Genomic DNA, 14,056 nt, shown 5'->3' on the forward strand with positions numbered 1-14,056 from the left:
CGCGCCCTCCCTACAGCCGGTCGCCGAACAGGAACTCCGCCGCCCGGTCGAGCCGGATGTGCGGCGGCCCGTCGCCCGGCGTCAGCGTCAGCCGCGCCGGCGCGAAGGCCATCGCGCCGTAGTCCGCGCCCAGCCAGTCGGCGGCGCCGGACCGGGCCGGCGACAGGACGTGCGCCGGATCGCTCGGCAGGTCGCCCGGATGGAACGCCGCCTGCTTGCCGCTCTCCGCCAGCCGCCCGCGCACCACGTTCAGCTCGCGCCCGTCATGGGTTACCGTCTCCTCCACCGTGGTGCGCAGCGAGGCGATCGCCATCGCCTCGGTCCGCGCCCCGGCGAAGTCGGCGCGGTCGCGAGCGTCGCGCAGCAGCGCCTCCGCGATCGCGGCGAGGCGCGGGTGCTGGGCGTGGTGCAGGTGATCGGCCTTGGTCGCGGCGAAGAGGATGCGCTCCACCCGCCGCCCACGGAAGAGAGAGGTCAGCCAGGCGTTCCGCCCCGGCTTGAACGCGCCGAGGATGTCGGCCATCGCGAGGCGCAGATCCTCCACCGCGCGGGGCCCCGAATGGATCGCGCCGAGGACATCGACGAGGACCACCTGCCGGTCGATCCGGGCGAAATGGTCGCGGAAGAAGGGGCGGACGACGTTGCGCTTGTAGCTCTCGAAGCGCCGCTCGAACTCGCGCCAGGCGGAGCGGCGGGACGGTCGCTCGGCCGGCTGCGGCAGCGGCGCGAAGGTCAGGACGGGCGAGCCCTCGAGGTCGCCGGGCAGGCGGAAGCGGCCGGGCGTCAGGTCGGAATAGCCGGTCGCGAAAGCCGCCTCGAGGTAGCCGCGATAGGCGTCCGCCAGCGCCGCCATCGGCGCCTCGCCGGTGTCCTCGGCCAACGGGTCGAACGCCGACAGCGCGGCGCGGAACTCGTCCGCCTCGGGCCGGCTCGCCAGCCGCTCCAGCACGTCGCGGGACCAGTCGGCGAAGCTGCGGTCCATCAGGCCGAGGTCGAGCAGCCACTCGCCGGGGTAGTCCACGATGTCGAGATGCACCGTCTTCGGCCCCTGCAGACCGGACAGCAGACCATTGGGCCGCACCTTCAGCGACAACCTGAGCTCGCTGATCCGCTTGGTCCCGTCGGGCCAGCGCGGGTCGGTCGCGGTGAGCGCGGCGAGGTGATCCTCGTAGCGGAAGCGGGGCACCGTGTCGTCGGGCTGCGGCTGCAGCCAGGCCGCCACGATCCGCCCCTCGCCGGCGGCGCGCAGCTGCGGCATCCGCCCCCGGTCGAGCAGGTTGGCGACGAGGGAGGTGATGAACACCGTCTTGCCGGCGCGGCTGAGGCCGGTGACGCCGAGCCGGATTACGGTGTCCGAGAAGGGCTGCGTCACCGCGTCGGTCACGCTCTCCACGCTGCGCGTCAGGCCGTCGGTCAGGCGGGAGAGGACCAAGGTGCGTCGTTCCTTCGGATCGGTTCGCGGCAACATAGGGGGCGGCGGCGCGGGTGTGTAGGGCGGTGGTTCTGGTCGGGCAGGCGCGGCGCTCCGTCGGGACGAGGCCCCGCCCCGGGCCTGACCCGGGGCCGGTTCGGGTCGGGGATGCCCGCCCCGGGCTTGACCCGGGGCCTCGCCGGACCCTGGCACCCTTTTTCGTCGGGGCCCCGGCTCGGGGCCGGGGCGGGCGGGCGCCGGACGCGAGGCCCGGCGCCCCCGCGCACCCTGCCCCGACTGCCACGCACCACCCCGCATCCCCCCGCCCCGCTTGCCCCGCCGCTGCTCCCGCTCTACCGACGCGCCCATGCCCCGCTACGCCCTCAAGGTCGAATATCACGGCGCCCCCTTCTCGGGCTGGCAGCGCCAGGCGGACGCGCCGTCGGTGCAGGGCGCCATCGAGGCCGCGCTGGCGCGGCTGGAGCCGGGGGCGCACACCATCGCCGCCGCGGGCCGAACCGATGCGGGCGTCCATGCCCGCGGGCAGGTCGCGCAGGCCGACCTGGCGCGCGAGTGGGATCCGTTCCGCCTGTCCGAGGCGCTGAACTTCCATCTCAAGCCGCACCCCGTGGCGATTACCGCCTGCGCCCGCGCGCCGGACGACTGGCACGCCCGCTTCAGCGCGATCGAGCGGCGCTATCTCTACCGCATCCTCTGCCGGCGGGCGCCGCCGGTGCTGGAGGGCGGGCAGGTCTGGCGGGTCTCGCGCCCGCTCGATCCCGCTGCGATGCGGGCGGGCGCGGCGCACCTGATCGGGCGGCACGACTTCACCACCTTCCGCTCGTCGATCTGCCAGGCGGACAGCCCGGTCCGCACCCTCGACGCGCTCGACGTGGAGGAGGTGGAGACGCCCGCCGGCCCCGAGATCCGCCTCCACGTCCGCGCCCGGTCGTTCCTGCACAACCAGGTCCGCAGCTTCGCCGGCACGCTGGAGCGGGTGGGCGCCGGGGCGTGGGCACCGGACGACGTCGCCGCCGCGCTCGCCGCCCGCGACCGCGCCGCCTGCGGACCCGTCGCGCCGCCTGGGGGGCTGACCCTCGCCCATGTCGGCTACCCGGCCGATCCCTTCACGACAGAGTGACCGCCGACGCGGCCTCCGGACCGCGCCTTTCCCGCCGATGGCGCCGCAATTCGGCGCGGGGCGATTGCCCTCCCCCCGCCGGTCGCTAGACTTCGGCGAAATACGAACCGGAGAAGAGACCGGCCGATCGAGGGGGACGGGACGATCGCACGAGTGAATGTTTCAGGCCGGACGCGCGTCGCCACTCTCGCGCTTCCGGGCCTGCTTGCGCTGGCGGGCGGCGGAGCCGCGGCGCAGGAGGTGACGGTAACGCTGCCGCCGGGGGCCGACGACGATCTCGTCAGCGCGGTCGAGAACGCCGCCCTGACGATGGGCCTCGACGCCGACGACCCGGACGTCGTGGCGCAGGACTTCATCGCCGCCGCGCGCGCCGACTACCGGCGCATCCTGACCGCGATGTACGCCGAAGGACGGTACGGCCCCGTCGTCTCGATCCTCGTGGACGGCCGCGAGGCCTCGGCCATCCAGCCGCTCGAATCGCCGGACCGGATCGGCCGCATCGACATCCGCGTCGATCCCGGCCCCGAATTCGTCTTCGGCCGGGCCGAGGTCGCCCCGGTGGCCGAGGGCAGCGACATCCCCGAGGAGTTCCGCACCGGCGAGGTCGCCCGCGCCGGCGTGATCGTCGACGCCGCCGACGCCGCCGTCCTCGGCTGGCGCGAGGCGGGACGGCCGCTGGCCGAGGTCGCGGACGACGACATCACCGCGCTGCACCCGCAGCGCCGCGTCGACGCCGCCATCGCCATCGCCCCCGGGCCGCAGCTGAGCTTCGGCGCCGTCACCGTGACCGGGAACGACGCGGTGCGGACCGAGCGCGTCCGCGCCATCGCCGGCCTGCCGGTGGGCGAGATCTACTCGCCGGACGCTATCGCCGCGGCGGAACGGCGCCTGCGCCGCCAGCCCGCCTTCAGCGCCGTCTCGCTGAACGAGGCGACGGCGCCGGGTCCGAACCAGACCCTGCCGGTCGAGATCCAGGTGGTCGAGGCGCTGCCCCGCCGCATCGGCTTCGGCGCCGAGATCGCGACCGAGGACGGCCTGACGCTCACCGCCTACTGGCTGCACCGCAACCTTCTCGGCGGGGCCGAGCAGTTCCGGATCGAGGGCGAGGTCACCGGCATCGGCGGCGCCACGGGCGGCATCGACTATCACCTCGGGACCGAGTTCATCCGCCCCGCGACGTTCCTGCCGGACATCGACCTGACCTTCCGCGCCGACCTCGACCGGATGGACGAGGAGGACTACCTCGCCGACAGCCTGACCAGCGAGCTGACGCTGAAATGGTACGCCAGCGACGACCTCGAGCTGGAGGGCGGCATCGGCACCTACATCGTCCGCGAGGAGCGCGACGGGGTGGAGCTGGACTACAACCTCGTCACGCTGCCGCTGCGCGCGACGTTCGACCGCCGGGACGACGACCTCGACGCGCGGTTCGGCTACTACCTCGACGGCGAGGTGACGCCCTTCTACGGGACGGACGACACCGGCGCCGGGGCGCGCCTCTACGCCGACGCGCGGGCCTATTACAGCTTTCTCGCCGAGGACCGGGTGACGCTCGCGGCGCGGGTGCAGGCCGGCTCGGTGGTCGGCGCCGGCCTGTTCGACGTGCCGTCGGAATACCTGTTCTATTCCGGCGGCGGCGGCACCGTGCGCGGCCAGCCCTACCAGTCCCTCGGCCTGACGACGAGCGTCGACGGCGTCGAGATCGGCACCGGCGGCGCCTCGTTCGTCGGCGCCCAGCTGGAAGCGCGGGTGCGCGTCACGCCGCGGATCGGCGCCGTCGCCTTCTACGATATCGGCGCGATCAGCGCCGACACGTTTCCCGACACGGACGGCCCGTGGCACGCCGGCACCGGCATCGGCGCCCGCTACGTCACGCCCATCGGGCCGATCCGCGTCGACGTCGGCACGCCGGCCTCGGGCGACGACGCGTTCGAGGAACTCCAGCTCTACATCGGGATCGGGCAAGCGTTTTGAGTGTGTTCCTTCGGGTTTTCCGTCTCTTCTGGCTGGTCTGTCTGCCGGTCGCCGCCCTCGCCCAGGACGACGCGCAGGAAGAGCGCGACGTCGGCTTCCTCGCCGGGCTGATCGAGGACAACCTGTCCGGCGTCTCGCGGCAGGTGCAGATCAACGGCTTCGAGGGCGCGCTGTCGTCCGAGGCGACGGTGGAGGAGCTGCTGATCCTCGACCGCGAGGGGGTGTGGCTGCGCGCCACCGGCCTCACGCTGGACTGGAACCGCTCGGCCCTGCTGCGCGGGGCGATCGACGTCGAGGAGCTGTCGGCCGAGACGCTGGAGGTGCTGCGCGCGCCGATCGCCGACGCCACCGTGCCGTCGGCCGAAGCGACGCCGTTCTCGCTGCCCGAACTGCCGGTCTCGATCCAGGTCGACGACTTCCGCATCGACGAGATCACGCTGGGCGAGCCGATCCTCGGCGAGGAGATCGTGATCAACCTCACCGGGCAGGCGTCGCTGGAAGGCGGCGAAGGCAGCGCGGCGGTGGTCGCCCAGCGCCTCGACCGCGACGGTCGGTTCGAGATCTCGGGCGCCTATTCCAACGAGAGCCGCATTCTCGATCTGACGCTCGACCTGACCGAGCCCGAGGGCGGCCTCGTCGCCAGCGCCCTTGGCCTGCCGGGCGAGCCGGCGCTGGCGCTGCAGCTGGACGGGACCGGGCCGATCGACGATTACGAGGCCCAGATCAGCCTCGCCACGAACGGCGAACCGCGCGTGTCGGGCACCTTCGAGATCGCCCGCGCCGGCGGCGAGGCCGAGGGACCGGAAGGTGCCCCGCCCGCGACCGAGGTGGCGCTGAACCTGGAGGGCGATCTCGCCCCGCTCCTGCCGGAAACCTACCGCCCCTTCGTCGGCGACCAGGCGCTGCTGCGCCTGCGCGCCTCGCGCCAGGCCGGCGGCGAGACGCGGGTGCCGGAACTGGTGCTGCGCACCGACGCGCTGTCGATCGAGGGCGAGGCGGTGATCGGGCCCGACAACTGGCCGGTGCGCCTGATGCTGGACGGCAGCCTCGGCGGCGGCGAGGGCGGCGTCGTGGTGCCCGGCGGCACCGACGTCGGCTCGGCCACGCTCCAGCTCAGCTACGACGCGGCCGAGAGCGAGGATTTCACCTTCGTCGTCGAGGCGAACGACGTCGATCGCGACGGCCTCGCGCTCGACCTGCTGCAACTGTCCGCGATCGGCGCGATCAGCCCGCCGCAGGGCGACACGCCCGGCGCGCTCGACGTCGAACTCGACTTCTCCGCCGAGGGGCTGGAGCTGGCCGATCCCGGCCTCGCGCAGGCCCTCGGCTCGCAGATCGCGGGCCATGTCGAGATTGCCCGCGACGGCGGCCCGGTCCAGCTGAACGAGCTGAGCCTGACCGGCCCCGGCCTCGAACTGTCGGGCGAGGGCGAGGTGCAGGGCGCGGACGAGCGGTTCCTGACGCGCCTCGACCTGGACCTGGTGTCGGACGACCTGACCCGCTTCGCCGACCTCGCCGGGACGGACCTCTCCGGTGCCGCCTCGCTGATGGTCGGCCTCTCCGCCCGCCCCCTCGACGGCGCGTTCGAGATCGCGCTGGCGGGCGAGACGCGCGAGCTGGCGCTGGGCATCGAGAACGTGGACCCCCTCCTCGCCGGGACCGGCACGATCGACCTCGCCGCCGACCGGGACGAGACCGGCACGCGCCTGACCCGCCTGAACATCGAGACGCCGGCCCTGTCGCTTACCGCCGACGCCGACCTCACCAGCGCCGCGTCCGACGCCCGCTTCGACTTCCAGATCCCCGACCTGTCGGTCGCCGTCCCCGGCCTCACCGGCGGCGCGAACCTCTCGGGCGAGGCGAGCCGCGGCGCGGACGGCGCCGGCCGCCTCGTCGTGGAAGGTTCGGTCCCGAACGGCAACGTCGACATCACCGCGACGCAGGAGGCGACCGACCTCGGCGGGCGCATCACCTACGAGGGTACGATCGCCGTCTCGGACCTGGACCCCTACGCCGAACTCGCCGGCCGCGATCTCGGCGGTGCGCTGCAGGCGGCATTCGACGGCTCGGCCGCGCCCGACTTCGGCACGTTCCAGGTGGCGCTGTCGGCGCTGGCGAACGACCTGTCGGTCGGCCTGCCGGACATCGACCCGCTGCTCGCCGGGGGCGTTCGCTTTCAGGGCCGCGTCCTGCGCCTCGGCCCCGAGAACTTCCGCGTCGAAGGCCTCGACCTGTCGTCGCCGTTCCTGTTCGCCCGCGGCAGCGGCTCCTACGATTTTGGCACCGTTCAGACGGATGGTCTGTCGGTCACCGTCACCGACCTCGCACCCCTGTCCGGCCTCGCCGGCCGGGACCTGGCCGGAGAGCTGGACGCCGACGCCTCCGGCCAGTTGCAGACCGACCTGTCCACGTTCGACCTGACGGTCGACGCCCGCGCGGACGACATCTCGACCGGGATATCGCAGATCGACCCGCTGCTGGACGGCACAGTGACCCTGCAGGGCCGCGCGGTGCGGACCGGGCCGCAGGAAGGCTCGCTGCAGGACTTCGTTCTGAACTCGCCGCTCGTCGACGCCACGGGCGCCGTCACCGTCGAGGGCGGCGTGATCGAGACGCCGGGCCTGTCGGTCGAGATCAGCGACCTCGCCCCCTTCTCCGCCCTCGCCGGCCGCACGCTCGGCGGGTCGGTGACGGCGCAGGCGGACGGCACGGCGGCGCTCGACCTGTCGGTCCTCGACCTGACGCTCGACGCCGCGGCCGAGGATCTGCGCGTCGGCATTCCGGGGATCGACCCGATCCTGCGCGGCCGGATCGAGTTCGACGCCGCCGCCGAACGCACCGGCCCCGACAGCTACGCCGTGCGCCAGCTGTCGCTGACCTCGCCCCTGATCGACGCCGGCGGTTCGGTGGTGGTCGAGGACGGCATCGCGACGACCGACGGGCTGACCCTGTCGGTCACCGACCTCGGCCCGTTCTCCGTCCTCGCCGGCACCCCGCTGGCCGGCACCGTGGAGGCGCAGCTCTCCGGCTCCGCCGCCATCGACGCCGCGACGTTCGACCTGTCCCTCGAAGCCAGCGCCCGCGACTTCGCCGCCGGCGTGCCGGAGTATGGCGAGCTGCTGTCCGGCGACATCAACCTGTCGGCCGAGGCGGAGCGCACCGGCCCCCTCGACTTCGCGCTGACCGGGCTGTCGCTGACCTCGCCCCTCGTGAACGCCTCCGGCGAAATCGCCGTCGAGGACGGCATCGCCCGCACGGACGGCCTGTCGCTGCAGGTGGACGACCTCGCGCCCTTCTCCGGCATCGCCGGCCGGCCGCTGACCGGCAGCGTGACGGCCGAGGCGTCCGGCCTCGCGGCGATCGACGCCTCGTCCTTCGACCTGACGCTGGACACCCGGACGAACGGCCTCTCGCTCGGCCTGCCGCAGGTGGACCCGCTGCTGCGCGGCGAGGTGACGCTGTCGGGTACGGCCGAGCGCACCGGCCCGATGGACTTCGCCGTATCGGACCTGTCGCTCCGCGCCCCGGCGATCAGCGCCAGCGGCGACGCGACGCTGACGGACGGCGTCGTCTCGACCCCTGGCTTCGACCTCGTCGTGCCCGACCTCGGACCGTTCTCCGGCCTCGCCGGGCGGACGCTGGGCGGGACCGTGGGGTTGCAGGCATCCGGCGACCTCGCCACCGATCTGTCGAGCTTCGACCTGACCCTGCAGGGGCGGACAAGCGACCTGCGCGTCGGCATCGACACCATCGACGGCCTTCTCGCCGGCGACGGACGGATCAACGGGCGCATCGCGCGCACCGGCCCGCTCGACTTCACCGCCGAGGATGTCGCTATCTCCACACCCGCCCTCGGCCTGACGCTCGACGGCAGCCTTCAGGAGGGACTCGGCGACGGAATGTTCGACCTGCGCCTGACCAATACCGCGCTGATCGCGCCGGGCCTGTCGGGCGGCGCCCGCCTCGCGGGCACGATCGGGCGCGTGGGCGAAGGCCAGCTGTCGGTGGACGTCGAGGGCACGGGCCCCGGCGGCCTCGACCTCGCCGTCGACGCCCTCCTCGATCCGCTGGACCCGGAAAATCCGGCGCTCTGGCAGGCCGAGGGCAGCGTCCGCCTCGCCGCCAGCAACCTCGGCGCCTATCAGGGCCTGATCGGCCGACCCCTCGGCGGCGCCGTCGACGCGCGGCTGGAGGGGCGGCTTCGCACGGACCTGTCCACCTTCGACCTGATGGTGGACGCGCAGGCCTCCGGCCTCGATGTCGGCGTGCCCGCAGTGGCGCAGGTTCTCGCCGGGACCGGGACGCTGTCGGGCCGGGCGATCCGCGACGGCGACGCGATCCAGGTGCAGAACCTCGTCGTCGACTTCCCCAACCTCGACGTCAGCGCCGACCTGACGGCGAGACCCGGCGGCACCGGACAGGCCACGTTCGACGCCCGCCTCGCCGACCTCGGCCTCTTCGTGCCCGACTTCCCCGGGCCCCTCACGGCGCAGGGCAGCGCGTCCCTCGATCCGTCGGGCCAGTGGAACGTGAACGCCACCGTCACCGGCCCGAGCGACGTGCAGGCGCAGATCGGCGGCGCGGTCCTGCCCGGCGGCAACCTCGCCCTGAACGTGACCGGCACCGCGCCTCTCGGCATCGCGAACCAGTTCATCGAACCGCAGCGCCTGGAAGGGCTCGCCTCGTTCGACCTGTCGATCGACGGACCGCCCGCGCTGTCTTCGGTCACCGGCACGATCAGCGCGTCCAACGGACGGCTGGCGCTGCCCGCCCTCGGCCCCGCCGGCGGGCAGGCGATCGAGAACATCTCGGCCACCGTGACGCTGAATGGACAGGCGGCCCAGATCCAGGTCAACGCCGCGCTGCCGTCCGGCGGCACGATCAGCGTCAGCGGGCCGGTCGGCCTGTCGGCGCCCTACTCGGGCGACCTGACCATCGCGCTGAACGGTGCCGTCATCCGCGATCCCTCGCTCTTCGAGGCGACGGTGAACGGCCGGCTGTCGGTGACGGGCCCGCTCACCGGCGGCGCGCTGATCGCCGGCCGCCTCGTCATCGACCGGGCCGAGGTGCGGGTGCCGCTCGGCCTCGGCTCGCTCGGCGACCTGCCGGAGGTGCAGCACGTGGGCGCGCCCGCCGACGTGCAGCGGACCCTCGCCCGCGCCGACCTGACGCTGAACGGCACCCCCGTGGGCCAGGATGGCGACGGTGGGGGCGGCGGCGGCCCCGGCTATCGCCTCGACGTCACCATCGACGCGCCGGGGCAGATCTTCGTCCGCGGCCGCGGCCTCGACGCCGAGCTGGGCGGCAGCCTGACCCTGCAGGGCACGACCAACGACATCATCCCCGCCGGCCAGTTCGACCTGATCCGCGGCCGGCTCGACATCCTGCAGCAGCGGTTCGAGCTGGACGAGGGCTCCATCACGCTTCTCGGCGACTTCTCCCCGGCCCTGCGCCTCGTGGCGCAGACCGAGGCACCGGACGGGACCGAGGTCCGCATCATCCTCGAGGGCGAGGTGTCGGACCTGCAGGTGACGTTCGAATCCAGCCCGCAATTCCCGCAGGACGAGGTGCTGGCGCGGCTCCTGTTCGGGCGCGACGTCAGCTCGCTGTCGCCCTTGCAGGCCGTGCAGCTGGCGGCCGCCGTCTCGACGCTGGTCAGCGGCAACGAGGGGGTGCTGGACCGCTTCCGCTCGGGCCTCGGCCTCGACGATCTGGACGTCACGACGGACGAGAGCGGCGGCCTCGCCGTGCGCGCCGGCCGCTACCTCAGCGAGAACGTCTATACCGACGTCACCGTGGGCGAGGGCGGGACCGAGCTGTCGATCAACCTCGATCTGACCGAGGATCTGACCGTCCGCGGCGCGGTGTCGAGCGAAGGCGAAAGCTCCCTCGGCATCTTCTTCGAGCGGGACTACTGATCCCGCCGGCGGCCGGAGTGATCCGGCCGCGCCCGCGCCCCGCAGGGCGCATTGCATCCGCCCCCGCCTGCCCCCATTGTCGCCGCGACCGCAAGGAGGAGACCCCTGCCATGGAACTCGAAGGCAGCCGCACCATCGCCGCCGACCGCCAGACCGTCTGGGCGAAACTGAACGATCCCGAGACCCTGAAGGCCTGCATCTCCGGCTGCCAGGAGCTGACGGGCTCGCCCGAGGAGGGGTTCGAGGCGACCGTGGTGCAGAAGGTCGGCCCGGTGAAGGCGACCTTCAAGGGCCAGGTCCGGCTGGAGAACCTGAACCCGCCCGAGAGCTACACCCTCGTCGGCGAGGGCAAGGGCGGCGTCGCGGGCTTCGCCAAGGGGTCCGCCGACGTGAAACTGACCGAGGTGCCCGAGGGCACGCAGCTCGACTACAAGGTCGACGCGCAGGTCGGCGGCAAGCTGGCGCAGCTCGGCAACCGGATCGTCGGCGGCTTCGCCCGCAAGATGGCCGACCAGTTCTTCGAGAGCTTCAAGGACCAGGTCGAGGGCGCCCCGGCGGCCTGACGCCCCGTCCCGACCCCGCGTCCCGAGGAGGAGCGCCATGATCCCGCAGACGCCCGACCAGTACCAGGACATCCGCGACGCCGTCCGCGCCCTCTGCGCCGACTTCCCGGACGAGTACCACCGCAAGGTCGACGCCGACGGCGCCTACCCGACCGAGTTCGTGGACGCGCTGACGACGCAAGGCTGGATGGCCGCGCTGATCCCCGAGGAACACGGCGGCTCCGGCCTCGGCCTCGGCGCCGCGTCGGTCATCATGGAGGAGATCAACCGCTCCGGCGGCAATTCCGGCGCCTGCCACGGGCAGATGTACGTCATCAATACGCTGATAAAATACGGCTCCGACGCCCAGAAAGACGCGTATCTGCAGCGCATCGCCTCCGGCGAGTTGCGGTTGCAGTCGATGGCGGTCACCGAGCCGACGACGGGGACGGACACGACGCAGCTGAAGACGACGGCGGTCCGCAAGGGCGACCGCTGGGTGGTGAACGGCCAGAAGGTGTGGATCAGCCGGGTCCAGCATTCGGACCTGATGATCCTTCTCGCCCGCACCACCCCTCTGGCGGAGGTCGACAAGCCGTCGAACGGCATGTCGATATTCCTCGTCGACCTCAAGGCGGCCATCGGCAACGGCCTGACCGTGAAGCCGATCAAGAACATGGTGAACCACGAAACGAACGAGCTGTTCTTCGACGATCTGGAGTTGCCGGCGGACGCGCTGATCGGCACCGAGGGCCAGGGTTTCAAGCACCTCCTGTCCGGCCTTAACGCCGAGCGGGTGCTGATCGCGGCCGAGTGCATCGGCGACGCCTACTGGTTCCTCGACCGGGTCACCGGCTACGCCAGCGAGCGCACCGTCTTCGGCCGTCCCATCGGCCAGAACCAGGGCGTGCAGTTCCCCATCGCCGAGAGCTACATCGAGACCGAGGCGGCGAACCTGATGCGCTTCCGCGCCTGCGACCTCTACGACACCGACCAGCCCTGCGGAGCCGAGGCGAACATGGCGAAATACCTCGCCGCCAAGGCGTCGTGGGAGGCGGCGAACGCCTGCATCCAGTTCCACGGCGGCTTCGGCTTCGCCCACGAATACGACGTGGAGCGCAAGTTCCGCGAGACGCGCCTGTACCAGGTCGCGCCGATCTCGACCAACATGATCCTCAGCTACATCGGCCAGCACGTCCTCGGCCTGCCGCGGTCGTTCTGATGCTCCCGCTGAAGGGCCTCAAGGTCGTCGCCGTAGAGCAGGCGGTCGCCGCGCCCTTCTGCACCTCGCGCCTCGCCGACGCGGGGGCGGAGGTGGTGAAGATCGAGCGGCCCGAGGGCGACTTCGCCCGCGGCTACGACGCCGTCGCGGCCGGGCAGTCGAGCTACTTCGTCTGGCTGAACCGCGGGAAGACGTCCGTGGTGCTCGACCTCGCCACGGACAAGGGCAAGGCCCGGCTGGAGGAGCTGATCGCCGGCGCCGACGTGCTGGTGCAGAACCTCAAGCACGGCGCGATGGCGCGGCTCGGCTTCGCGACCGAGCGGCTGCGCACCGATTACCCGCGCCTGATCGTCTGCGCCATCTCGGGCTATGGCGAGGACGGGCCGATGGCGGACCGCAAGGCCTATGACCTGCTGATCCAGGCCGAATCCGGCCTCTGCTCGATCACCGGCGGCCCGTCCGAGCCGGCGCGAGTCGGCATCTCCATCGTCGACATCGCTACCGGCGCCACCGCCCACGCCGCGATCCTCGAGGCCCTGATCGCCCGGGGCATTACCGGCGAGGGTGCGGCGATCTCCGTCTCGATGTTCGACGTGATGGCGGACTGGCTGACCGTGCCGCTCCTCAACCACGAGGGCGGGCACTCGCCGCGGCGCGTCGGCATGGCGCATCCGTCCATCGCGCCGTACGGCGTGTTCGAGACGTCCGACGGGGTGCAGGTCCTGATTTCCGTCCAGTCCGACCGCGAGTGGCGCAAGCTGTGCGACCTGTTCCTCGGCCAACCGGACCTCGGCACCGACCCGCGCTTCGCCAGCAACGTGGCGCGCGTGCAGAACCGCGCCGAGACGGACGCCCTCGTCGCCGAAGGCTTCGCCCGGCGGACCGAGGCGGAGGCGACCGAGGCGCTGCTGCAGGCCGACGTGGCGCTCGCCGCGGTCAGCGACATGGCCCGCCTCGCCGCCCACCCGCACCTGCGGCGGATCGAGGTGGACACGCCGAACGGCCCCGTCTCCTACCCCGCCCCGGCCGCCCGCGTCGCAGGCGAGGCGCGGCGCTACGGCCCGGTCCCGCCCCTCGGCTGAGGGCGCGACCCGATCCGGGGCCCGCCGTCCGGCCCGATCTCCGCCTCATTTCGCCTGACGCGTCGTCAACCCGTCGCGAAGGCGTCACGCCCCCGACATGCCGGCACGCCATCCGTGGGTCATGATGCAGACCCCAGGCTACATCTATCCCGACTACACCCGCGACGAGCGGATCGCCGACGCGCTGGTCCATGTCCTGGGGATCGCGCTCGGCACGGCCGGGACCGCGACCCTCCTCTCCCGCCTGTCGCTGACCCCCGAGGCGCGCCTCGCGCTGACGGTCTACGGCGCGGCGATCACGCTGTCCTTCGTCGCCTCCGCCCTCTACCACTTTCCGCCCGTTCCGGCGGCGCGGCCCCTGTTCCGGCGGCTGGACCACGCCGCGATCTTCCTCAAGATCGCCGGCACGGTGACGCCGCTCGCCGTCCTCGCCGGCACCACCCTCGCCCACGCGACGCTGTGGGCGGCGTGGACCGCCGCCCTCGCCGGCGCGCTGGTCAAGCTGTTCCTGTGGCGGCCCGGGCGCGATGCGGGGCTGGTCTTCTACCTCGCGCTCGCCTGGCCGGCCGCGCTGACCCTCTGGCCGCTGGCGCAGCGCGCGCCGGTGGCCACGCCGGCGCTGATCCTGCTCGGCGCCGCGCTGTACCTGCTCGGCCTCGTGGTCTTCCTGCGCGAGAGGCTGCGCTTCGCGCAGGCGATCTGGCACGGGCTGGTCCTCGCCGCGACGGCGGCGGTCTTCGCCGGCATCGCCAACGCGCTCGTGTAG

At 72.8% G+C, this 14,056-nt stretch carries 8 protein-coding genes; 7 read left to right on the top strand and 1 reads right to left on the bottom strand.

Annotation, left to right across the window (positions count from 1 at the left end):
- Positions 1 to 10: 10 nt before the first annotated feature.
- Positions 11 to 1,432, bottom strand: coding sequence for a YcjX family GTP-binding protein (locus A37W_RS0119905; RefSeq protein WP_018304814.1), 1,422 nt, complete (start codon positions 1,430 to 1,432; stop codon positions 11 to 13).
- 346 nt (positions 1,433 to 1,778) lie between these two features.
- On the opposite strand from A37W_RS0119905, the gene truA reads away from it, so the two are divergent.
- The 7 genes from truA to trhA all read left to right on the top strand — a co-directional run bounded on the left by truA (position 1,779) and on the right by trhA (position 14,056).
- Positions 1,779 to 2,552 carry a tRNA pseudouridine(38-40) synthase TruA gene (gene truA / locus A37W_RS0119910; RefSeq protein ID WP_018304815.1) on the top strand — a complete coding sequence of 258 codons (774 nt, stop codon included), beginning with the start codon at positions 1,779 to 1,781 and terminating at the stop codon, positions 2,550 to 2,552.
- 153 nt (positions 2,553 to 2,705) lie between these two features.
- The gene (locus A37W_RS0119915) at positions 2,706 to 4,526 is read left to right on the top strand and encodes an autotransporter assembly complex protein TamA (protein ID WP_018304816.1); all 1,821 of its coding nucleotides are present in this window, start codon (positions 2,706 to 2,708) and stop codon (positions 4,524 to 4,526) included.
- 2 nt (positions 4,527 to 4,528) lie between these two features.
- On the top strand, positions 4,529 to 10,444 hold the full coding sequence (locus tag A37W_RS23055; RefSeq protein WP_018304817.1) for a translocation/assembly module TamB domain-containing protein: 5,916 nt from the start codon (positions 4,529 to 4,531) through the stop codon (positions 10,442 to 10,444).
- Positions 10,445 to 10,554: 110 nt separating this feature from the next.
- On the top strand, positions 10,555 to 11,007 hold the full coding sequence (locus tag A37W_RS0119925; RefSeq protein WP_018304818.1) for an SRPBCC family protein: 453 nt from the start codon (positions 10,555 to 10,557) through the stop codon (positions 11,005 to 11,007).
- A 37-nt stretch (positions 11,008 to 11,044) separates the two neighbouring features.
- A complete protein-coding gene (locus A37W_RS0119930; protein WP_018304819.1) occupies positions 11,045 to 12,208 on the top strand; it encodes an acyl-CoA dehydrogenase family protein in 1,164 nt (387 codons plus the stop codon).
- Positions 12,208 to 13,290 carry a CaiB/BaiF CoA transferase family protein gene (locus A37W_RS0119935; RefSeq protein ID WP_018304820.1) on the top strand — a complete coding sequence of 361 codons (1,083 nt, stop codon included), beginning with the start codon at positions 12,208 to 12,210 and terminating at the stop codon, positions 13,288 to 13,290. The genes A37W_RS0119930 and A37W_RS0119935 overlap by 1 nt, the downstream gene beginning before the upstream one ends.
- 121 nt (positions 13,291 to 13,411) lie before the next feature.
- Positions 13,412 to 14,056, top strand: a complete 645-nt coding sequence (gene trhA / locus A37W_RS0119940; RefSeq protein ID WP_026198634.1) for a PAQR family membrane homeostasis protein TrhA — start codon at positions 13,412 to 13,414, stop codon at positions 14,054 to 14,056.

This window comes from Wenxinia marina DSM 24838, from assembly GCF_000379485.1.
Classification (GTDB): domain Bacteria; phylum Pseudomonadota; class Alphaproteobacteria; order Rhodobacterales; family Rhodobacteraceae; genus Wenxinia; species Wenxinia marina.